We start from the raw sequence: 21,724 nt of genomic DNA, 5'->3' as shown, positions 1-21,724 counted from the left end.
CGAACCGATCGCCCCGAGGCGAGCGCCGGCGCGGTGACGACGCACCAGGTGATCCTGGTGCGCGAGCAGGATGCGCAGCACAGTGGCTCCGGCTGTTGCGGCCGTCTGGGTGCGCGCGATTCGGCGCTCGGCGGGGCGGCGGACTTCAGCCACAGCCGGGCGCGCATGGAACGGATCGGGGCCGTCTATCGCGACCTGGCCGCGGCCGCGCCCGAGCTCGATCTGATCGTGGCCGACCCGCGTAACCTGCTCTGGCTGTATCCGACCGTCTGGCGGGCCGCGCGTCGCCGCGGCCTCGGTTGGGCAGCGACGATTCGCTCCATGGCCCGGGCCGGCGCGCCGATGGCGGTGGTCTGCGACGGTGACACGCTGTATTCGGGGCGTCTGCCCGCGACCGACACAGTGGTCGCGCGGGTGCTCGAGCGCATCGCGCAGGATTGAACGCGCGGCAACACGGTGACCGCATTCATCACGACAGGCATGTCGACATGGCCGACGAGAAAAGCCTGTGGCGTCGGTTCTCCGACTACCACGACGAACTGTTCATGGCGCCCTGGCGCGCCGGCATCGCCCGCGAGGCGCGCTCCGAAGAAGACGTGCTCGTCGCCCTGCTGTTTCTGGAGGCGCTGGGGATTCCCGGCCCGGCCGACTACTACGCGCTCGAACTCTATCCGGATCTGATCGAGTCGTTCCACCGCTGGCACCAGCGCATGGGCATGGACACCTTTCCCGAAGCCGGCGTGTGCTGCTAGCGCCCGTTGGTTGTTCGTCCGTGCGCCGCGTTGGAGACCGCCAAGCGTGTCCGGCAGGGCGCGAGCCGCCGGGGCCGGGTCTGCCACAACCGGGGTTTGCCACGCCGCCGGGTGCCCCTGGTTATGGCGGGGCGTCCGATTCTTCAGCCCCAGCGCCGATGACATGGACAAGATGTGGCCATCCAGCGTTGCAGCGCGCCTGTACAGCGTGACGGCGCGAGCCCGCGCGACGCCTCCTCTGGCCGCAGCACGACGCTTGGCGCGCAGGCCTGCGACCCGTCAACCGGCCATAGCGCCCGGTCGCGCCCACGATCGCGATACGCGGCGATCGGAACCTCGGCTGCGCTTCGCCTGGCCCGCGAGCGTCAAAAGCTCGCGCGACGCGTATGGCCGACAAGCGCGCCGCGCATGAACCCGCTGGAGACGCCCGATGGCGCATGAGCACCACCACGACGGCCCGACCCGCTTCTACCTGTTCGGCGGCAAGGGCGGGGTCGGCAAGACCACGCTGGCCGCGGCCCACGCGCTGCGCCTGGCCGGCGAGGGCCATCGCACCCTGCTGGTCTCGACCGACCCGGCGCATTCGGTCTCCGACCTGCTCGAGACGCGGCTGGGCGATCAGCCGACCGCGGCCGGCGAGCGCCTCTGGGCGATGGAGATCGATCCGGAGGCCGATGCACGCGCCTATGTCGAAGGCATCCGCGAGGACGCCGAGGCGGCCGTGTCCAAGGCGGTGCTGCCGGCGCTCGACCGGCATCTCAAGCTCGCGGTGCAGGCGCCGGGCACGGCCGAGTCGGCGCTGTTCGATCGCTTCACCCGCATCATGACCTGGTGTCCGGACGACTATGACCGCATCGTCTTCGATACCGCGCCCAGCGGTCATACGCTGCGCCTGCTCACGCTGCCGTCGATGCTGGGTGCCTGGGTCGAGGGCCTGCAGGCTCAGCGCGCGAAGGTGAACAAACTCCAGGGCATGTGGCGCACGATGGCCGGCGTGAGCGAACCCGAGCGCGAGGATCGCGTACTCGTACGGCTTCGCCAGCGCGCGGAGCGCTTCGCCGAGGCGCGCCGGCGCCTGCACGCCGAGGCCGTGTTTCATCCGGTGCTGCTGGCCGAGCGTCTGCCGATCGAGGAGACCGCGCGCGTGATCGAGCAGCTGCGCGATACCCAGATTCCCATCGGCGCGCTCTACGTGAACCGACTCTGGCCGGAGGACCCGGCCAGCGCCTTCGTCACCGAGCGCGTCGCCCAGCAGAACGAATATCTGGCCGAGATCCGCGATCGCTTCGCGGCCTTCGAACGCGTCGAGGTCGCCCAGAGCGCGCGCGATATCGTCGGCCGCCACCAGCTCGTGGATCTGGCCGCACGCCTGGGCGACGCCGCGCCCGATTGAGGCGACGCAATCAGACCGCTAGTGCCCGGTCGCCGTCCGGCGTCTGCGGGCGCACCCACTGCGAGGTCGACAGGATGCGCGTTTCGTCGCAGCGATCGGCATAGCGCTGGGCCACGTCGATGATCTCGCCGAGCAGCTGTCCGCGCAGGGTGGTCGGTTCCAGGCCGAGATCGAGCAGGCAGCGGTTGTCCACGCACAGATCGTTCTCGGCGGCCTCACGGCGCGGGTTGTCCATATGGCGGATGCGCGCGCCGGTCAGGCCCGCGACCAGCTTCGCGAGTTCGCCCACGCGCCAGGTCTCGGTCATCTGGTTGTAGATGCGTACGCGTTCGCCGGCGTTTGGCGCGTTGCCGATCGCCATTTCGATACAGCGCACCGTGTCCTGGATATGGATGAAGGCCCGGGTCTGGCCGCCGCTGCCGTGCACGGTCAGATCGTGGCCGACCGCGGCCTGCATGAGAAAACGATTGAGTACGGTGCCGTAGTCGCCGTCGTAGTCGAAACGGTTGATCAGACGCTCGTCGAGGCGCGTCTCGCGCGTCTGCGTGCCCCAGACCACGCCCTGGTGCAGGTCGGTGATCCGCAGGCCGTCGTTCTTGTTGTAGAAATAGAACAGCAGTTGATCCTGCGTCTTGGTCATGTGGTAGATGCTGCCGGGGTCCGGCGGGAACAGGATCTCGCGCTGGGTGCGCGCGCCGTCGCTGTCGTCGACCTCGACGGTGAGATAGCCCTCGGGAATGCGCAGGCCGCCGCCGTAGCCGTAGACGCCCATCGTGCCCAGATGCACCAGATGCGCGTCGACGCCGGTCTCGACCAGCGCGCAGAGCACGTTCTGGGTGGCGGCGAGATTGTTCTCCAGCGTGTAGCGCTTGGCGCGGGCATGCTTCATGGAATAGGGCGCCGAGCGCTGTTCGGCGAAATGCACGATGGCGTCGGGGGCGAGCCGTTCGATGGTCGCCTCCAGGCGGTCGTATTCGCGGGCCACGTCCATGTGCAGGGCGGCGATGGTGCGTCCGGTCGTGCGCTTCCAGCTATCGAGACGCACGTCGATGGGCGCGATCGGCGTGAGCGAAGTCACGCCCAGTTCGTTGTCGATATGCCGGCGCGAGAGGTTGTCGATGATCGTCACATCGTGGCCGCGACCGGATAGGTGAAGCGCGGTCGGCCAGCCGCAGAAACCGTCGCCGCCGAGTATCAGGATCTTCATCGCGAGATCTCCAGTGCCGGGGTGTTCGAGCCGCGGGAGCGCGGGCGCGCGAGTGCGAGCTGTGCGGCGAACTCGGCCGCCGAGGCCGCCCAGCCGTTGGCGCGCGCGTAGGCGATGCCGGCCTGGCCGTCGAGTTCGACCGCGGCGAGCGCGGTGGCGCGCAGATCCTCGTCGAGCACGCCGGTGACGTGCGGCTGCACGACCTGCATCGGTCCGGTGACCGGATAGGCCGCCACTGGCACACCGCAGGCCATGGCTTCCATGAGCACCAGACCCAGGGTGTCGGTACGGCTGGGAAAGACCATGCAGTCGGCCGCGCAGATATGGCGCACGAGATCCTCGCCCAGGCGCATGCCCGCGAAGTGCACGTCGGGATGACGGCGTTCCAGGGCCGCCCGCGCCGGGCCGTCGCCGACGACCAGCTTGCTGCCCGGCAGCTCGAGATCCAGAAACGCCTCGACGTTCTTTTCGGGCGCGACACGGCCGAAGTACATGAACACCGGCCGCGGCAGGTCGAGCGCAGCTGGTTCGACCGGGCGGAACAGCCGGATATCGACCCCGCGCCGCCAGAGTGCGAGCCGCGCAAAGCCCTGGTCCGACAGGAAATCGACCATCGGCGGCGTGCTGACCAGCGTCCGCACGCCGCGCCGATGAAACCGGTTGAGCACGCGATAGCCCAGGCCCACGGGGATCAGCGGCCAGCGGGCGTTGATGTATTCGGGGAAGCGGGTATGAAACGACGTCGTGAAGCGCCAGCGCCGCAGCCGGCAGTACAGCCAGCCGGCCAGGCCGACGCTGCCTTCGGTGGCGATATGCACCGCATCGGGCGCGAAGCGCTGCAGGCGCCGGGCCACGCCCGGCAGCGGCGCGGCGGCCAGGCGAATCTCGCGATAGGTCGGGCAGGGCACGGTCACGAACAGACCGGGATGGATCACCAGGACTTCGTGGCCGGCCCGCTCGAGCTCGGCCACCAGGGCGGTCAGTGCGGTCACCACGCCGTTGACCTGCGGCCGCCAGGCGTCGGTGAGCAGTGCGATGCGCATGCGCCTTCCCCGTTTCGTTGCCGGCCCGAGAGGTTCGGGCCGGTGTCACGCTGGGCGCAGTGTGGCGTGCGCGGATAACGCCGCGATGACGGCCGGATTGCGGTTTGTTGACAGCTCGGGGCGCCGGCCGCGACAGCGGCCGGCGCGATCGCCTCAGTCCTGGGGCTTGATGACCACCTTGCCGGAGGCGCGACGCGAGGCCAGAAGCGTGATGGCTTCGCCGCCGCGCGCCAGGGGATACGTCGCCGAGACGTGGGGCCGCAGCCGGCCCTCGCCGAGCCAGGTGAACAGCTGTGTCAGCTGTTTCCGGCTCGCCTCGGGTTCGCGCTTGACGAAGCTGCCCCAGAACACGCCCACGATCGAGCAGCCCTTGAGCAGGGCGAGGTTGAGTGGCGGTTTCGGGATCTCGCCGCTGGCGAAGCCGATGACCAGCAGCCGCCCGCGCCAGGCGGTGCCGCGCAGCGCGGCTTCGGTGGCCGGGCCGCCGACCGGATCGTAGACGACATCAACGCCGCGGCCGCCGGTGCGGTCCTTGATCGCGGTCTTGAGATCCTCCTCGCCGTAATTGATCGTCTCGTCCGCGCCGTGCTCGCGGCAGACCGCGAGCTTGTCCTCGCTCGAGGCCGCGGCGATCACGTGCGCGCCCAGGGCTTTGCCGATCTCGATCGCCGCCAGGCCCACGCCGCCGGAGGCCCCCAGCACCAGCAGGCTTTCGCCGGACTGCAGCGCCGCGCGGTCGGCGAGCGCGTGATAGGTCGTGCCGTAGGTCATCACGAACGCCGAGGCCGTGACGTGATCGACGCCCGCCGGCATGGGGATGACGCGATCGGCCGGGGCGGCCACCTGTTCGGCGAAGGCGCCGTACGTGGTGAAGGCGATGACGTCGTCGCCGACGGCGACGTGATTCACGTTGTCGCCCACCGCCGAGACCACGCCGGCGAGCTCGCCGCCCGGCGAGAAGGGCAGCTCGGGCTTGGTCTGATACTTGTTCTCGATGATGAGGCTGTCGGGGAAGTTGACCGCGGCCGCCTGAACGTCGATACGGACATCGTCGGGGCCGATCTCGGGCGCGGCGATGTCCTCCACGACCAGCGTCTCCGGCGGACCGAACTGCTTGCAGAGCAGTGCTCTCATTCTCGTCTCCTCGATTGGGGCGCGCGGTCCGCGCCTCGATTTCCGGTTATAACGAACGTTCGTTCAGCATATTCTGCCTGATCGTGGCCATGACGTGACCGCGGCGACGCGCAGAACCGACGGAGCCCGGCCGGTGCCACGGTCGCGACGGCCTATGGCCGGCGGGGCGTAGCCGGCCCTCAGCCCGGCCTGTGGCGGGCCAGCACGGCGGCGACCGCGGCCTCGCAGGTGCGCTCCACCTTGGCCGCCGAGGGGCGGCGCTGGTCGTTGAGCATCCGCGGCCAGAAGACCACGCTCGATATCATGCCCAGAAACTGCTCCGCAGCCAGGCCCGGATCGGCCACGACCAGCGTGCCCAGCGCGTGCTCGCGCTCGAAGTAGCGCTTGACCGCGGCCAGAAACGGGCCGTGACCGCGCTGCTCCAGCGCGTGGCCGAGCTGGGGCAGGCGCACGGCTTCCGCGATGAGCACCCGAACCAGCGGCTGGAAATGCGGCGTGAGGATCAGTCGCGCATAGCGTTCGGCGATCTGCGGCAGCACCGCGGCCGGCTGGCCGGTGGGCAGCGTGTCCAGCGATTCGGCGGCGCCATCGAGAAAGGTGCGTTCGATGATCTGGGCGAAGAGCTCGTCCTTGCTCGGGAAATGCCGGTAGACGGTGGCCGTCGATACCGCCGCGGCGGCGGCGATGCGGTTGAGGCTGGTGCCGGCGAAACCGCGTTCGAGAAAACAGTCGAGCGCGGCGTCGAGGATCGCCGCGCGCTTGGCCCGGAAGATCCGGCGCTGGTAGGCCGCTGCAGGACTCGCGCTCGTCATGACCGTCCGGGTGAAATCGATGATGCGAGTCTAGCGGCTGCGCCGCTCGGTCTAAAGTGAGCCACTCGACTTGACGGCGTGGCGAGCGAGTAGCACGCTTTCGGCCACTACATGCGAAGACTGTCGCGGCGCGTCGGGCCGACCGGCTCGCAGCCGCAGACAGCGGCCTTTCGAGAGGAGAGGATCGTGTCATCGATCCGGCACCACGGCGCGCCGAGCGCCGGTCATTCCAGCCACGCGGGTGCGCCTGTGGCCCGCCGTCTTCAGCCGTATCGCGCGCGTGCCGGCGGGTGTCGGGGCGCAGGACGGCCGCGTGCCGCGGCGGTTCGCGTCGCGAGTGTCCAGCGTCGGAGGGATACGGTTCGGGCTCGATCTGAGGCTTTCCCGGCGTCGCGCCTGCTGGCGCCGAGGTCGAACGGCGTGAAGCCCGCCCCGGGCCGCGTCGGCGACCTGTTTCTGCAGGCCCGGTACGGCGGCTTCGCGCTCGGGCCGACGACGCGGAGGCCGCTTCAAGACGACGGCGGAGCGTTCTGACGTGACGGTCCTGTCCTCCACGGTGGACGTCCAGTCCGAAGACCATCGCCGCAATCGCGAGGGCATGCTCGCCGCGGTCGAGGCGCTGCGCGACGTGGAGGCGCGCGTGCGGGCCACCGAGCAGAGCAAGGCCGCGCGCTATCGCGAGCGCGAACAGCTGCTGCCGCGCGATCGGGTCAACCTGCTGCTCGATCGCGGCTCGCCGTTTCTGGAGCTGTCGACGTTGTGCGGCTACGGCTGCCACGACGACACCGACGGATCGCTGGCCGGCGGCAACAGCATCTGCGGGATCGGCTACGTGGCCGGCGTGCGCTGCATGATCAATGCCTCCAACAGCGCGATCAAGGGCGGCACGATGACGCCCTGGGGCGTGCAGAAGACCCTGCGCATCCAGCAGATCGCGCTCGAGCAGAAGCTGCCGATCGTCTCGCTCATCGAGTCCGGCGGCGCCAACCTGCTCTATCAGGACGAGATGTTCATCGAGGCCGGGCGCACCTTCGCCAACCAGGCGCGTCTGTCGGCGGCCGGCATTCCGCAGATCACGGTCGTGCACGGCTCGTCCACGGCCGGGGGCGCCTATATGCCCGGCCTGTCGGACTACGTGATCATGGTGCGCGGCCAGGCCAGGGTCTTTCTCGCCGGCCCGCCGCTGCTCAAGGCCGCCACCGGCGAGATCGCCGAGGACGAGGCGCTGGGCGGCGCCGACATGCACGCCGGCGTTGCCGGCACCTGCGAATACCTGGCCGAGGGTGACGCCGACGGCGTGCGCCAGGCGCGCGAGATCATGGCCCGCCTGGACTGGTCCGCCCGCGCGCCGCGCCCCGAACCGGCCCCATTCGCGCCGCCGCGCTACGACATCGACGAGCTCTGCGGCCTCGTCGCCGCCGATCACAAGACACCCTACGATTGCCGCGAGGTGATCGCGCGCCTGGTCGACGATTCGGATTTCGACGAATTCAAGGCCGACTTCGACGCACAGCTCGTCTGCGGCCACGCCGCCGTGGAAGGGCGCAGCGTGGGCGTGATCGGCAACAACGGCCCGATCACCACCCAGGGCGCCAACAAGGCCGCCCAGTTCATCCAGCTGTGCTGTCAGTCCGAGATTCCGCTGGTGTTCCTGCAGAACATCACCGGTTATATGGTCGGCAAGGACGCCGAGCAGGCCGGCATGGTCAAGCACGGCTCGAAGATGATCCAGGCGGTCGCCAACGCCCACGTGCCCAAGATCACGTTCGTGATCGGCGGCTCCTTCGGCGCCGGCAACTACGGCATGTGTGGGCGCGGCTTTTCGCCGGATTTCATCTTCGCCTGGCCGAACTCGCGCACCGCGGTGATGGGCGGCGAACAGGCCGCGGGCGTGATGCAGATCGTCACCGAAGGCAAGTACGCGGCGCGCGGCGAAGCCGTGCCCGAGGGCATGCTCGAGAAGATGCACGCCCATATCACCGGCGCCTTCGACAAGCAGGGCCATGCCTTCTACGGTAGCGCGCGCCTGTTCGACGACGGTCTGATCGACCCGCGCGACACCCGCCGCGTGCTGGCGCTCACGCTCTCGGTCTGTCGCGAGGCGCGCCGGCGCACGCTGCGGCCCACCGACTTCGGCGTCGCGCGTTTCTAGGAGCCTGAGATGACACAAGTGAACGAGGTCCCGCGCGCACCAGGTCCGAGTGTTGCCGGCGCGCCGGCAACGCCGTGCCCGCGCGGATACTCGCGCATGCCGCGTGCGGCGAGTGCGCGCGACGGCGAGCGCCGCCGTCGCGCCGGGGGCGCCTGATGTTCACCCACGAGCACGACGAGATCCGGCGCACCACCGAGCGCTTCATCGAAGAACAGGTCAACCCGCAGGTGCGCGCCTGGGAAAACGCCGGCATCTTCCCGGCCCATGAGCTATTCAAGGGTCTCGGCGATCTCGGCCTGCTCGGCATCACCAAGCCGGAGGAATACGGCGGCCTCGGGCTCGATTACTCCTACCAGCTCGCCTTCGCCGAGAGCCTCGGACGCATGACCTGCGGCGGTATTCCCATGGCCGTGGGCGTGCAGACCGACATGGCCACGCCCGCGCTGGCGCGCTACGGCAGCGACGAGCTCAAGCGCGACTTCCTCGCGCCGGCCATCGCCGGCGATCAGGTCGCCTGTATCGGCGTGTCGGAACCGGGTGCGGGCTCCGACGTCGCCGGCATCACGACCACGGCCCGGCGCGAGGGCGACGACTACGTCATCAACGGCCAGAAGATGTGGATCACCAACGGCACCCAGGGCGACTGGATCTGCCTGCTGTGCGTGACCGGCGGTGAGTCGAAGCACAGCGACAAGTCGCTGATCGTGGTGCCGCTGGACGCGCCCGGCGTCAATCGCGAAACGCGGCTCGACAAGCTCGGCCAGCGCAGCTCCGATACGGCGATCATCTTCTTCGACGACGTGCGTGTGCCGGCGCGCTACCTCATCGGCGAGGCCGGCCAGGGCTTCGTCTATCAGATGCAGCAGTTCCAGGAGGAGCGGCTGTTCCTCGCCGCCAGCATTCTCGAGGCCATGCAGCGGGTGTTCGACGATACCGTCACCTACACCCGAGAGCGCCGGGCCTTCGGCCAGAGCGTGATCGACAACCAGTACGTGCAGTTCACGCTGGCCGAACTGGCCACCGAACTGGAGGCGGCGCGCGCGCTCACCTACCAGGCCACCGCCGATCTCGTGGCCGGGCGCGATGTCACCCGCAACGCCTCGATGGCCAAGCTCAAGACCAGCCGGCTCGCGCGCCAGCTCACCGATACCTGCCTGCAGTTCTGGGGCGGGCACGGCTATATGGCCGAATCCACCACCGCCCAGTTCTATCGCGATCTGCGCCTGCATTCGATCGGCGGCGGCGCCGACGAGATCATGCTGCAGATCATCGCCAAGCGCCTCGACCTGCACTCGACCGCATAGGAAACCGACATGGCACTACCCGAGACCACTGCGCTCGCCCTCGACCGGCAGGACGGCGTGCTGCATGCCACCCTCGATCGCCCCGACGCCGGCAACGCGCTCGACGCCGGGCTCATCGACGATCTGGTGAACACCTTCAACGCGGTCCGTGACGACCGCAGCGTGCGCGTCGTCGTGCTGCGCGGGGCCGGCGACCATTTCTGTGTCGGCGCCGATCTGAACGCGCTCGCGGACTTCGACGGTGACGACGCGAGCGCTCGCGACGAAGCCACCGCGCACAGCCGGCGCTTCGGGGAGCTGCTCGAAACCGTCGACGCCGCCCCGCAGGCCGTGATCGCACTGGCCGACGGCGCGGCCCTGGGCGGCAGTTTCGGGCTGCTGTGCGTGGCCGACATCACCATCGTCACCACCGATACGCGCATGGGCATGCCCGAGGCGCGGCTCGGTGTGCCGGCCGCCCAGATCCTGCCGTTCGTGGTCGCGCGCATCGGCGCCGCCGAGACCCGACGGCTCGGCATCTGCGGTCATCAACTCAAGGGCGGCGAAGCCGCGCGACTGGGCATCGCCCACGATGTGGTCGACGACGCCGAGGCCGGCGAGGACCGGATCACCGCCGTGCTCGAGGATGTGCTGGCCTGCGCGCCCGGGGCGATCGCGGAGACCAAGCGCATCGTCCGCGCGGCACGGACCGCCGAGCCCGCCGCGCTGCTCGACGCCGGCGCCGAGACGTTCACCGACTGTCTGACCGGCGACGAGGGGCGCGACGGGGTACGCGCGTTTTTCGACAAGCGGGCGCCGTACTGGGCGCAGGGTGATGGCGATGCCTGAAGCGACCGGCGGCAGCCCGGAGGCCCGCGGATGCGCGCCCTGAACAAGCTGCTGGTGGCCAACCGCGGCGAGATCGCGGTACGGCTGATCCGCGGCGCCCGGGCGCTCGGCTGGTCGAGCGTCGCGGTGTATTCCGAGGCCGACGCCGACGCGCCGCACGTGGCGCTCGCCGATGAGGCCGTGTGCATCGGCCCGGCGCCGGCGGCCGAGTCCTATCTGTCGATAGCGCGGCTGATCGAGGCGGCCCGGGCCACCGGCGCGGATGTCGTGCACCCGGGCTACGGCTTTCTGGCCGAGAACGCCGCCTTCGCGCGCGCGGTCGAGGACGCCGGTCTCGTCTTCGTCGGCCCGGCCCCGGACGCCATCGCGCTCATGGGCGCCAAGCGGGCGGCCAAGCAGCGCATGATCGAGGCCGGCGTGCCCTGCGTGCCGGGCTACGAAGGCGTGGCCCAGGACGATGACGTGCTGTGCGCCGAGGGCGAGCGCATCGGCGTGCCGATCATGGTCAAGGCCTCGGCCGGCGGCGGCGGGCGCGGCATGCGTCGCGTCGAACGCATCGCCGATCTCGCCTCGGCGATCGCCTCGGCACGCTCCGAGGCGGCCTCGGCCTTCGGTTCCGACGAGCTGATTCTGGAGAAGGCGGTCACCGGCGCGCGCCACGTCGAGATCCAGGTTCTGGCGGATCGCCACGGCCACGTCATCCATCTCGGCGAGCGCGACTGTTCGGTACAGCGGCGGCATCAGAAAGTCGTCGAGGAAGCCCCCTCGCCGGCGGTGGACGCCGCGCTGCGAACGCGGATGGGGGCTGCGGCCGTGGCGGCGGCCCGGGCCATCGACTACCGCGGCGCCGGCACGGTGGAATTCCTGCTCGAGCCCGACGGCGCCTTCTACTTCATGGAAATGAACACGCGCCTGCAGGTCGAGCATCCGGTGACCGAGATGATCACCGGGGTCGATCTGGTCGCCTGGCAGCTGCGCATCGCCGCCGGCGAGCCGCTCGCGCTGGCGCAGGATGCGATCCGCTTCGAAGGCCATGCCATCGAAGTGCGGCTGTGTCTCGAGGACGTCACGCAGGACTTCATGCCGGCGACCGGCACGATACACCGCTGGCGCCCGCCGGCCGGGCCGGGTGTGCGCGTGGATCACGGCCTGGCCGATGGGCTGGTCGTCTCGCCGCATTACGATTCCATGGCCGCCAAGCTCATCGCCACCGGCGCCACGCGTGACATCGCCCGTCGACGCCTGATCGGAGCGCTGGACGACACGCTGCTGTTCGGGCCGACCAGCAATCGCGATTTTTTGCGCCGTATCCTGGCGCATCCCGTCTTCGCCGGCGGCGACTTCGATATCGGCTTCGTCGAACGGCACATGGCCGACGCGCTGGAGCGCGAGCGCCCGCCGGCGCTGCACCGCGCGCTCGCGGCGGCCGCGATGCATCATCTGGAGGCCGTGGCTCTGGCCGAGCGCGCCGGGCTCGACGCTTCGCTACTCGGCTGGCGCAGTGCCTATGCCGACGAAGCGCCGATGATCCTGGACGACGGCGACACCCGCCATGCATGCCGGCTCGCCTGCGACGGTGCGGGCCGCTACCGCGTTTGCGTCGATCAAGCGTGGATCGAACTGGGGCTGACCGCATCCGCGGACACGCGGCTGGACTGGCACCACGCCGGCGTGCATCGACGCGCCCATGCGCTTCGGCACGGGGCATGCCTCTGGCTGGCCGCCGAAGGCGTGACCCTGGCCTATGAGGACGTGTTGCGTCGTCCGCCGGCCTCGGCCGATGCGGCCGGCGACGGTCGCACGGTCGCGCGCATGGACGGCCGCATCCAGCGTGTGGACGCGGTCGCGGGCCAGTCGGTGCGCGCCGGTGACACGCTGCTCGTGCTCGAGGCAATGAAGATGGAGTTCGTCGTGGCCGCCGACGTGGATGGCACGGTCGAAGCCGTCCACTGCCGGGCCGGCGACCAGGTCGCTGCGCGCCAGTTGTTGCTCGTGATCGCGCCCGATACGTGACTGAGTGATTCTTTTCAAGGGCAGTCCATTGCAATCTCTGCTTTATGGCCACCGGTGGGTTTGCCTTCTATTGCTCCCGAGTCTCGTGCGCTGTGCGAAGCGTCCCTGGGCAATGCAGTCGTCGCTCCAGCGTTTGAGGGTAAGAGCTACGATAACTTTCTGGTCTATGCCGCATTCGAGGACATGGGCGCCTGGGGCCGTTTCGAGCAAGCTGTGAACGCCTCATTCAGGTTGGTCATGCCTGCGCTACGCTGTTCGAGACGGCGCCGCTCACCCAGCCTCAGGATGCCCCGCTCCCGGCACCGAGCGAGTCGGCGCAGCGGAGCACAGGTCGTCATCGTAATTGAACTGGCGGACCCCCGGACGACTTCCCGTCGCCTGCTGGCGGGCAGTGTCCCCGGCGACGAAATACGCGTAGTCGACAACAGCTCGCAACAGATTGTTCGGGTGGGGGCCGTACCTGCAGATCGACGGGACGCCCATCTGGCGCAGCGCGCGCGGTCGCTAGCCATTACCGTCGTGAGACTTCTGAAACGGCACGCGCTGCTGCGCCGGCAATACTGAAAAATCTTAGCCGCCGCCATGTTGCAGCGTTAACGTGAACTGTTTAATGTAAAAGATAAATTCCGGTGCACCGCGACCCGCCAAGCCAGCAAAGGGCGGCTCGTGCGGTGCCGATCCGACCGCGATTTCGATCAGTGCGACGGTTTACAGATTGGTCGCGTGATTGAAGATCATTCGAGGGGTTATGAACGCCAAACGCACGACGATTCACGCCTTGGGGGGTGTCTCCCTAGCAGTCACGGCTATGTTGCTGACAGGTTGCCCATGGTCCGATTGGTCTGATACCGAAATCGATCAATCGAAACTGTGTATTGCGGATACCGATCAGCAGGCTGCGCAGTGCTCGGAAGGTGAGCTATTGCTGGCTCGATTCGATCGTGGCAACAGTCAGACCAGTGACGCACGTGTACTCAACACGGTTGCGCTCTACTGCAATACCAACCACGACATCGTTCGCAATTCTGCCGGCGTGCTGTGCGTGCTGACGCATGCTCGAACCGAAACCCTGGATTCCAGCGCTGCCGGCCCGCAACAGCCTGCGCCGCAGGGTGGTGGCGGCCCGAACGATCGCTAGCCTAGTTTCGAATAGGCGCGATGTAATGACGCCCACGCTCGGGACACCGCGAGTCACGTTGCCCTATGGCGAAGAGCGGAAGACCGATACGCACTGGACGTTCACGCAATCGGGTGATGAATGAACCGGGTTCGATCTAGCCTTTTGGTGTTTGGATTCGGACTGGTTTGCTGCGCGTCGGCGGTGCACGCCGACTACGAGGAGGGCGTGGCGCAGTATGAGCAGGGTCATTTCGCGTCGGCGGTTTATGCATGGCGGGAGTCGGCAGAGGCAGGCAATGCGCGTTCGCAGTATAGGCTGGCGCGCATGTACGAAGCCGGCCGCGGTGTGCCACGAAATCAGGATCGTGCTTCGAAGTGGTACAGCCTATCGGCTGATTCTGGCTATGCGCCAGCGCAAGCGAGGATGGCTGAACGCTATATGCGCGGCCGGGGGGTCGAGCGTGACGAGCAGGTCGCGGCACGCTGGTATCGACGCGCCGCCGAGCAGGGCGACGCCGATGCCCAGTTCCGGCTTGGCCTGCTGTATCTCGAAGGCCGTGAGGTCGACGTTGACGAGGCGCAGGCGGCGCGCTGGATAAAAGCCGCGGCCGAGCAGGGCGTGGTCTCGGCCCAGAACAACCTGGGCACGCTGTACGAGAACGGCCGCGGCGTGACGCGCGACCCGGCCCGGGCGCTCGACTGGTACGAAAAAGCGGCGAAGTCCGGCGACGCCTTGGCCCAGAACAATCTCGGCGCGATGTACGCACGCGGCCGCGGCGTTGAGCGCAACTATGCGTGGGCCGTGTTCTGGTTCGCGATGGCCGCACAGAACGGCAACGACGAGGCTGCCGGGAATATCGAGGCCAGCCTGTCGCATCTGCGCGAGGCGAGCGTGGATGTCGGCAAGGCCCGAGTACGCGCCGGCCGATCCACCGACTATGACGTGCTGACCACGCGAGAGCGGGGCGCCACCCTGTACGTCCTGGGCGAGACCGAGGGCTGGAGCCAGGTCTATCTGCCCGAGCAGCAGCGCCTGGGCTGGATCGCGTCCAAACTATTGGATTGAGGCAGCGATTCGGCCGCTACGGCCACGGCGACCATCCCCGATCTGTTCTACGTCCATGTGGGTACGCCGGCCCGCCGACGCGTTCGGGCTATCCGTGTCGGTAAGTCATCACGCGAGTGGCGCCGGGTGAAGCTGGGCTGGTAGCGGCTCGTGTGCGATCGTCGCGTATCGATCGGATGTCGCGTGAGGCCCGGGGGAAGAGGGCGAAGCTAACGGCTGCACGCGAGTCAAGGCGGCCGTCTCGGCCCCTTGACTCGCGCCTGTCGTCAGCCGCTGTGTTTTGTCTGCTCGGTCAGTGCGGATACGCTGACCTCAACCCGGCGGTCCGGCTGCAGACAGTGCTTGAGTGCCGCGCCCTGCAGATCGCTGCCGCAATCCGACACCGGATTGTTCTGGCCGAGGCCCTCGGTTCGAATCGCGCTGGCCGACAGGCCGGCATCCACCAGGGCGCCGGTCACTGCCGCGGCACGGCGCTGGGACAGCGCCAGATTGTAGCCCGGCCCGCCGATCCGATCGGTATAGCCGGTGACCGCGATCTCGGGCTCGGCATACTGCGACCGGATTTTTTCTGCCAAATCGGCGATGCGCCGCTCGCCCGTGTCGGACAACGTGGCACTGTCGAAGTCGAACAGGGCGTCCGTCGAGAGCGTGGTACGAGTCAGCTTGGCGCCGTGCACATAGTCGGCACATTCGGGATTACGCCAGTAGGTGCTCTCGACGTGCATGTCGCTGTCGTATTGCACCTGGTACTGGCAGGTCACGAACTGCTGGGCGCGATCCGACACCGGAATATGGAAGAGATAGTTCCACTGCCGGACCCGGAAGAAGCCTTCCTGGAAATGCGGCCGCCCGAGTGCGGCGTACACCTGATCTTTGTCCATGCCGGCATGCATGAGCGCCAGATTGTCCGGATCGATGGTGGTGCCGTCGTCCACCCAGGCCGAATCCGGATCCGGAAACTCGACGGCCCGGTCCGAGCCCTGGGTCTGCTGGGTCGCACAGCCAGCCAGCGCGAATAGGGCGGCCCCGCTCAAGCACAGGGCGAGATTGTGTTTTGTGTACATCGTTCTATGCCTTGTGTTGAGAGCTTACCAGTACACGCCCGCGCCGACGCCGGCGCCGAAGTTGTCCTGGGAGTCGCCGGTGACGTTGACGTTGACGCTGTAGCGGCCGTTGTCCGACAGCGACGACACGCCCATCGCGAGGGCGGATTCGCCGTTGTAGGTACCCGCGCCCGCTGTGAACATGCTCTTGCCGGGCAGATAGGCCTTGGGTAGCGAGCCGATGGCGATGGCGCTTGCTGCGCCGGCATTAGCGGTGTCCTCGACATCGTTGATTTCATTGCCGAGTTCGCGGAACCTCCGGTTGTAGTTGCGATCCAGCGACCGCAGCTGGCCGACGTTGGCCGCATCGGTATCGGCGACGCCGGCGGAGACGTTGCGCAGCCGGGTCGGTGAATCGCCGTTGCCGAGTGTGACCGAGCCGTAGTCGACCGTGCCGTCCTCGTTGCGGTCGTAGTTGACCGCGCCCATCTGTACCGCTTCGAGCTGGCGGATGTTCGCCGCGTCGGTGGCTTCGGTGCCGCCGGCGACGTGGGTGATCTGACGTTCGCCGCCTTCGCTGCCGACCGATACCGCTCCGCGGTTGGACGCCACGGCGGTATCGGAGAAGCGTTCGCGGTCGCCGTTCATGCCTTCGCGGCTGGCCACCGATCCCGAGCCCAGCGCCACGCCGTCGTCGACCTCGCTGCGCGAGCCGGCGCCGATCGCGGTGCTGCGATCGCCCTCGGCCACCGAGTCCGGGCCCATGGCGACGCTGTCCTGGCCGTCGGCCTGGGCAGCCGCGCCCTCGGAGTTGGCCTTGAAGTACTTGATCCCGCCTTCGTTGATGTCGGTGATCTCGTTCTGCACGGCCCACAGCTGCCCGCCGTTGACGGCATCCATGCTGTCCTGGCTGATATCACCCGCGGCGACATTGCCGATGGTGGTGCCGTCGTCGCCGGCCAGGGTGATGCTGTCGTAGTCGGGGTCGCCGTTGGCGTCGGTGTCGTACTGCACGGCGCGGTCGTCGAGATCGTCGACGCTATCGCCGAGATTGGCGACATCGCCTTCGACGTTGGTCACGCGGCCGTCCAGTTCGTTGACATCACCCTGAACCGCGTTGACTCGCCCGTCGATGTTATCCACCGCCTGATTGGTGGCATACAGCTGGCTGCCGTTGATGGCGTCGGTGCTGTCGGCGTTCACGCGCCCGGCCGCGACGTTGGTGATCGTACGCTCGCTGCCCGGGGCGCCTACGCTGACCGTGGCGACGGGGCTGGTGCCGGCATAGGCATATTCCTGGCCGGCGATCGTGCCGCTGTCGGTGCCCACGGCTGCGGCGGTCGTGGCGTTCTGGCCGAGTGCGACGCTGCCGGCCTCGGAGGCGACCGCATTACGCCCGAGCGCGACGGCATTTTCCGCGCTGGCCCGGGCCTGGTAGCCCACCGCCGTGCCGCCCGGCGCCTGCGCGAAAGCATCGGTTTCGTCCAGCCCGGTCTCGTTGGTCCGCACGTAGCGAATGCCGCGACCGTTGGTCTCGGCGTACTCGTCACTGGTATCGCCGGCGATGTCGTCGATATCGCCGCTCACGCCTTCCAGCACCTGGTTGGTGGTGTAGAGCTGCGAGCCGTTGATGGCGTCGGTGCTGTCGGCGTCCACGCGGCCGGCGGCGACGTTGGTCACCGTGCGGGTCTGCGTGATGGTGTTGCCGTCGCCGTCAGTCTTGGTGCCGCCGACGCTCACCGTGCCGGTCGGGTCGGTACCGGCGAAGCCGTAGGTCGTGCCGTTGATGGTGGTCTCCTCGGTGGCGACCACGTCGTCGGTCACGCTGTTGCTGCCCAGCGCCACGCTCTGTGGGTTGCCGGCCTCGGCGCCGGCCCCCAGTGCCAGCGACTGTTCGCCGTTCGCCGACGACTCGGTGCCGATGGCGACCGCGTCTTCCAGGCCCGCCTGCGAATTCATGCCGATGGCGGTGGCGCCGTCGGCCCCCTGGGCGACCTGGGCGCCGTTGCCGATGCCCAGGCCGTTGTCCGCGTTGACCACGGTGTTCGGCCCGACCGCGATCGAGTTCTCGCCCACGGCCAGCGAATCGTTGTCCGCCGGGTCGACCGGCGAGTTGGCGTGGAAATAGAAGGTCGAGGTCTGTTCGACCGAGCCGATCGCCCCGCGCAGCTGGCGGATGGTCACCGCGTCCTGGCTTTGGATACCGTCGGCCACGTTGGTGATCTGGCGGTAGGACCCGTCGTCGTTGCCGGTGCCCGGATCGCCCACCGATACCGCGCCCAGAAGGGTCTGGTCGTTGGTGTTGTAGCGGATGGTGGTGTCGCCGTTGGTATCGATCTCGCCCTGAGCACCGATCGGTTCACGACTGGCGATCGAGCCGGCGCCGAGGGCGACGCTGCCGACCGCGGTCGAGTTGGCGCCGTAGCCCACGGCCACGCCGTTCTCGGCCGTGGCCGAGGCGTCGACGCCGGCCGCGAGGCTGTTCACGCCGGTCGCGCCGTTGTTGTCGTAGTTGTCGTCCTGCGTACCGCCGTCGTTGATGCTGTAGTAGTGGCTGCTGTTGGCGTCGAAGTACTCGCGGTTGACGACATCGCCGTCGTTTTCCGGCGCGCCGACGTTGCTGATCGTCTGGCCGCCCATATCGATGCCGCCGCCGTCGATCGTCGGCCCGCCGTTGTTGATGGTCAGGCTGTCCGCGGCCAGATCCGGGGTGGTGGCCACGGTCACGTCGGGGCCGTTGCGTGTCAGCGCGATGTTCTGGCCGTCGATGAACTGGACGGTATCGCCCGGCTCGATCTGCGATGCGGTATCGCCGTTGGTCTGCAGGTTCCAGCCCTGGTTGGCGTTGTTGGCGATATCGGTCGCGCTGTCGACGGCCTCGTTGGTCGCGAACAGCTGGCTGCCGTTGACGGCATCGGTGCTGTCGTCGGTCACGCGGCCGGCGGCCACGTTGGTGATCGTGCGTTCGTTGCCGACACTGCCGATGCTGACGGTACCGATCGGCGTGGCGCCGGCGAAGTCGTAGTTCGTGCTGCCGATGGTGGCACTGTCGGTGGCGACGGCGTCGTTGGTGATCGCACCGCCGCCGAGTGCCACGCTGTCGGCAGTCCGTGCGTTGGCACCGTTGCCGAGTGCGACGCCGTTCTCTGCGGATGCCGAAGCGTTCACGCCGGCCGCCAGCGCGTTGTCGCCGGTGGCGCCGTCGTTATCGTAGTTGCCGGCCTGGGTGCCGCCGTCGTTGACGCTGTAGTAATGGCTACGATTGGCGTCGAAGTATTCACGATTGATCGCATCGCCATCGGCCTGGGGTGCGCCGACGTTGGAGATCGTATCGCCGCCCATGTCGATGCCGTCGCCGTCGATGGTCGGGCCGTCGGTCACGGTCAGGCTGTTGCCGACGGTCACGTCGTCGGCTAGGTCGAAGTTAACCTCTTCACGACCGTTGGCGGTGGTCTGCGAGACCGTGACGTTGCCATCGGTGTTGCGCAGGTTCACTTCGCCGTCGGGCGCGATGTTGGTAGCGGGGCCATCGTTCGTACTGAGGTTCCAACCGGCGTTGGCGACCTCGCTGACATCGCTGAGTTGGCTGACGTTGACTGCGTCGCCCGGATCGGCGCCGTCCGCCACGCCGCTGATGGTGCCGTCGCCGTCGGCGTTGACGGTCACGTCGCCGAACTGCGGTTGGTCGGTCATCTGGATCGAGATCGTGCCCGTGGCCGGATCGGTGACGGTTTGCAGATTGCTCCCGCTGTAGTCGCCGCCGGCCGTCGCTTCGCCGGTGATGGCCAGGGTCTGTCCGAGATCGCGATGGACGTCGTCGCCCTGATTGCCGCTGAAGTTCAGGCCTTCCATGGTCAGGCCGTCGGAAATGCCGTCGAGCTGGCCGCGGTTCACGGCATCGCCCGGTGCCGTGCCATCGCCCACGTTGGAGATCACGTCCCCGCCCATGTCGATGCCATCGCCATCGATGGTCGGGCCGTTGTTCACCGTCAGGCTATTGCCGATGGTCACATCGTCGGCCAGGTCGAAGTTGACCTCTTCACGGCCGTTGGCGGTGGTCTGCGTGACTTCGACGTTGTCGTCGGTGTTGCGCAAGTTGACTTCACTGCCCGGCGCCACGGTGCTGGCCCCACCGTCCTGGGCGCTCAGGTCGAAACCCTGATTGGCGTTGTTGGCGATATCGGTCGCGCTGTCGACGGCCTCGTTAGTGGCGAACAGCTGACTGCCGTTGACGGCATCGGTGCTGTCGTCGGCCACGCGCCCGGCGGCCACGTTGGTGATCGTGCGTTCGTTGCCCGCGCTGCCGATGCTCACGGTACCGACCGGGCTCGTGCCGGCGAACGCATAGCTCGTGCCGCCGATGGTGGCACTGTCGGTGGCGACCGCGTCGTTGGTGATCGCACCGCCGCCGAGTGCCACGCTGTCGGCGGTGCGCGCGGTGGCACCGTTGCCGAGCGCGACGCCGTTATCGGCGGATGCCGAAGCGTTAGCCCCGGCGGCCAGGGCGTTGTCGCCGGTGGCACCGTCGTTATCGTAGTTGCCGGCCTGTGTGCCGCCGTCGTTGACGCTGTAGTAGTGCGTCTCGATGCCCTTGAGCTGAGAGACGTTCACCGCATCGGTGTCGGCACTGCCCGCTGCGACCCCCGTGATCTGACGCTCGCCCGGCTCAGTCAGCTGGTTGCCGTCCTCGTCGAAGACCGCGACCTGGCCGATGGCCAGTTCCCCCTTGGAGGTCTGCGGTGCGTCCAGACCGTAGGCCGCATAGTTATCCTGTGCGCCCCGTACCGTCCGGGAGGCCCCACCCAGGGCGATACTCTGCTCATGCACCGCCGTGGAACGCGCCCCGACCGCCATGCTGCCGAACGCCTGGGCGTCGGCATTCGAGCCGAGAGCCGACGAGCCCTGACCGGCGGCGACACTGTTATTGCCGAGAGTCGTGCTGCGCAGCCCGCTGGCCTCGGCCTCGGTCCCCACTGCCAGGGCATCTTCCGCACTCGCTATGGCTTCAAGCCCAATCGCCGAGGAGCGCAGCCCCGTGGCCGTAGATATTTGACCGACCGCCATGGCCCCCCCGCCCGAGGCAACAGACGTATTACCGACAGCGAAGGCCCCGAAGCCCGAGGCATCCGAGCTATTGCCCAGCGCCATGGCATGCTGCGATGTCGCCGAGGCTTCGGTGCCCAGGGCCAGGCTGTCGATCGCACCGCTGGTAGCATCATTGCCCACCGCGAAGGCGCCGTCGCCGGTCACCACGTTGTCGTTGCCCATGGCCACAGCACCATTACCGGTAGCCAGGTTGTTGACGCCCATGGTGATGGAACCATTGCCATTGGCGATATTGGTGTCGCCGATCGCCAGGGCCCCATCCCCTTCGGAGGTGTTGTTGTTGCCCACGGTCACCGCACCGGTGCCTTCGGCGTAGTTGTCTTTGCCTAGCGCCAGGGCGCCGTCACCGATGGCGGTACTCGGGTCACCGATCGACACCGCACCATCGCCCGTGGCGGTATTGCCGTAGCCGATGGAGATCGCCTGGCCGCCATTGGCCGTGGCGTCACGCCCGATGGCGACGGATCCGCCCGCCTCCGCGCTGGCAAACTGGCCGATGGCCACGCTGTCCACGCCGGTGGCGCTGGTGTTATAGCCCAGTGCCAGGGCACGTTCGGCACCGGCCCCGGTGGCCGCCGCCACCCCGGCGGCAAGGGAGTCCACGCCCTCGGCGCCGTCGTTGGCGTAGTTGTCCTGCTGGGTGCCGCTGTCGTTGACGCTGTAGTAGTGAGAGCGGTTCTCGTTGAAGTAGTCGAGATTGATCGCATCGCCATCGGCCTGGGGCGCACCCAGGTTGGTGATGGTGTCACCAC

General features: G+C 68.2%; 15 protein-coding genes. 9 read left to right on the top strand and 6 right to left on the bottom strand.

What is annotated here, in order from left to right:
- Nucleotides 1-33: 33 nt before the first annotated feature.
- From SAHL_RS11525 to SAHL_RS11515, 3 genes are all read left to right on the top strand, one after another.
- Nucleotides 34-441, top strand: a complete 408-nt coding sequence (locus tag SAHL_RS11525) for a hypothetical protein (RefSeq protein ID WP_123631819.1) — start codon at nucleotides 34-36, stop codon at nucleotides 439-441.
- A gap of 47 nt (nucleotides 442-488) precedes the next feature.
- Nucleotides 489-752: a cory-CC-star protein gene (locus tag SAHL_RS11520; RefSeq protein ID WP_123591565.1), complete on the top strand. Its 264-nt coding sequence runs from the start codon at nucleotides 489-491 to the stop codon at nucleotides 750-752.
- Between the two features lie 430 nt (nucleotides 753-1,182).
- Nucleotides 1,183-2,145, top strand: coding sequence for an ArsA family ATPase (locus SAHL_RS11515; protein WP_123591564.1), 963 nt, complete (start codon nucleotides 1,183-1,185; stop codon nucleotides 2,143-2,145).
- Nucleotides 2,146-2,155: 10 nt separating this feature from the next.
- Here the strand turns inward: SAHL_RS11515 and SAHL_RS11510 are convergent, their stop codons facing one another.
- The 4 genes from SAHL_RS11510 to SAHL_RS11495 all read right to left on the bottom strand — a co-directional run bounded on the left by SAHL_RS11510 (nucleotide 2,156) and on the right by SAHL_RS11495 (nucleotide 6,341).
- Nucleotides 2,156-3,352, bottom strand: a complete 1,197-nt coding sequence (locus SAHL_RS11510) for an NAD-dependent epimerase/dehydratase family protein (protein WP_123591563.1) — start codon at nucleotides 3,350-3,352, stop codon at nucleotides 2,156-2,158.
- Entirely contained in the window at nucleotides 3,349-4,395 is a 1,047-nt protein-coding gene (locus SAHL_RS11505) for a glycosyltransferase family 4 protein (RefSeq protein WP_123591562.1), read from the bottom strand. Before SAHL_RS11505 ends, SAHL_RS11510 begins: the two co-directional genes overlap by 4 nt.
- Nucleotides 4,396-4,548: 153 nt before the next feature.
- Nucleotides 4,549-5,529, bottom strand: coding sequence for an NADPH:quinone oxidoreductase family protein (locus SAHL_RS11500; RefSeq protein WP_123591561.1), 981 nt, complete (start codon nucleotides 5,527-5,529; stop codon nucleotides 4,549-4,551).
- Between the two features lie 179 nt (nucleotides 5,530-5,708).
- Nucleotides 5,709-6,341 (bottom strand): TetR/AcrR family transcriptional regulator, encoded by a 633-nt coding sequence (locus SAHL_RS11495; RefSeq protein WP_123591560.1) that lies wholly within the window; start codon nucleotides 6,339-6,341, stop codon nucleotides 5,709-5,711.
- 535 nt (nucleotides 6,342-6,876) lie between these two features.
- Between SAHL_RS11495 and SAHL_RS11490 the strand changes: the two genes are divergently transcribed.
- From SAHL_RS11490 to SAHL_RS11470, 6 genes are all read left to right on the top strand, one after another.
- Entirely contained in the window at nucleotides 6,877-8,493 is a 1,617-nt protein-coding gene (locus tag SAHL_RS11490) for an acyl-CoA carboxylase subunit beta (protein ID WP_123591559.1), read from the top strand.
- Nucleotides 8,494-8,645: 152 nt separating this feature from the next.
- Nucleotides 8,646-9,797 (top strand): acyl-CoA dehydrogenase family protein, encoded by a 1,152-nt coding sequence (locus SAHL_RS11485; RefSeq protein WP_123591571.1) that lies wholly within the window; start codon nucleotides 8,646-8,648, stop codon nucleotides 9,795-9,797.
- A gap of 9 nt (nucleotides 9,798-9,806) precedes the next feature.
- A complete protein-coding gene (locus tag SAHL_RS11480) occupies nucleotides 9,807-10,625 on the top strand; it encodes an enoyl-CoA hydratase/isomerase family protein (RefSeq protein WP_123591558.1) in 819 nt (272 codons plus the stop codon).
- A gap of 30 nt (nucleotides 10,626-10,655) precedes the next feature.
- The gene (locus SAHL_RS11475; protein WP_123591557.1) at nucleotides 10,656-12,638 is read left to right on the top strand and encodes an acetyl/propionyl/methylcrotonyl-CoA carboxylase subunit alpha; all 1,983 of its coding nucleotides are present in this window, start codon (nucleotides 10,656-10,658) and stop codon (nucleotides 12,636-12,638) included.
- 748 nt (nucleotides 12,639-13,386) lie between these two features.
- The gene (locus SAHL_RS17565; RefSeq protein WP_148045559.1) at nucleotides 13,387-13,776 is read left to right on the top strand and encodes a hypothetical protein; all 390 of its coding nucleotides are present in this window, start codon (nucleotides 13,387-13,389) and stop codon (nucleotides 13,774-13,776) included.
- A 120-nt stretch (nucleotides 13,777-13,896) separates the two neighbouring features.
- Nucleotides 13,897-14,823 carry an SH3 domain-containing protein gene (locus tag SAHL_RS11470; RefSeq protein WP_123591556.1) on the top strand — a complete coding sequence of 309 codons (927 nt, stop codon included), beginning with the start codon at nucleotides 13,897-13,899 and terminating at the stop codon, nucleotides 14,821-14,823.
- A gap of 266 nt (nucleotides 14,824-15,089) precedes the next feature.
- Here SAHL_RS11470 and SAHL_RS11465 read toward each other — a convergent pair whose 3' ends face one another.
- On the bottom strand, nucleotides 15,090-15,887 hold the full coding sequence (locus SAHL_RS11465; RefSeq protein ID WP_123591555.1) for an OmpA family protein: 798 nt from the start codon (nucleotides 15,885-15,887) through the stop codon (nucleotides 15,090-15,092).
- Nucleotides 15,888-15,911: 24 nt separating this feature from the next.
- On the bottom strand, nucleotides 15,912-21,724 hold a 5,813-nt coding region (locus tag SAHL_RS11460; RefSeq protein ID WP_123591554.1), incomplete at its 5' end, for a YadA-like family protein.

This window comes from Salinisphaera orenii subsp. halophila YIM 95161, from assembly GCF_003732545.1.
GTDB classification, from domain to species: Bacteria; Pseudomonadota; Gammaproteobacteria; order Nevskiales; family Salinisphaeraceae; genus Salinisphaera; species Salinisphaera orenii_A.
Note: the sequence above shows the minus strand (reverse complement) of the source record. Positions and strands in the feature narration are given on the sequence as shown.

Bases quoted from the DNA above. Each gene is read 5' to 3' on its own strand.
- SAHL_RS11465 (WP_123591555.1), bottom strand. From the start codon at position 15,887: ATGTACACAAAACACAATCTCGCCCTGTGCTTGAGCGGGGCCGCCCTA.
- SAHL_RS11480 (WP_123591558.1), top strand. From the start codon at position 9,807: ATGGCACTACCCGAGACCACTGCGCTCGCCCTCGACCGGCAGGACGGC.
- SAHL_RS11475 (WP_123591557.1), top strand. From the start codon at position 10,656: ATGCGCGCCCTGAACAAGCTGCTGGTGGCCAACCGCGGCGAGATCGCG.
- SAHL_RS11515 (WP_123591564.1), top strand. From the start codon at position 1,183: ATGGCGCATGAGCACCACCACGACGGCCCGACCCGCTTCTACCTGTTC.
- SAHL_RS11510 (WP_123591563.1), bottom strand. From the start codon at position 3,352: ATGAAGATCCTGATACTCGGCGGCGACGGTTTCTGCGGCTGGCCGACC.
- SAHL_RS11495 (WP_123591560.1), bottom strand. From the start codon at position 6,341: ATGACGAGCGCGAGTCCTGCAGCGGCCTACCAGCGCCGGATCTTCCGG.
- SAHL_RS17565 (WP_148045559.1), top strand. From the start codon at position 13,387: ATGAACGCCAAACGCACGACGATTCACGCCTTGGGGGGTGTCTCCCTA.
- SAHL_RS11500 (WP_123591561.1), bottom strand. From the start codon at position 5,529: ATGAGAGCACTGCTCTGCAAGCAGTTCGGTCCGCCGGAGACGCTGGTC.
- SAHL_RS11505 (WP_123591562.1), bottom strand. From the start codon at position 4,395: ATGCGCATCGCACTGCTCACCGACGCCTGGCGGCCGCAGGTCAACGGC.
- SAHL_RS11520 (WP_123591565.1), top strand. From the start codon at position 489: ATGGCCGACGAGAAAAGCCTGTGGCGTCGGTTCTCCGACTACCACGAC.
- SAHL_RS11470 (WP_123591556.1), top strand. From the start codon at position 13,897: ATGAACCGGGTTCGATCTAGCCTTTTGGTGTTTGGATTCGGACTGGTT.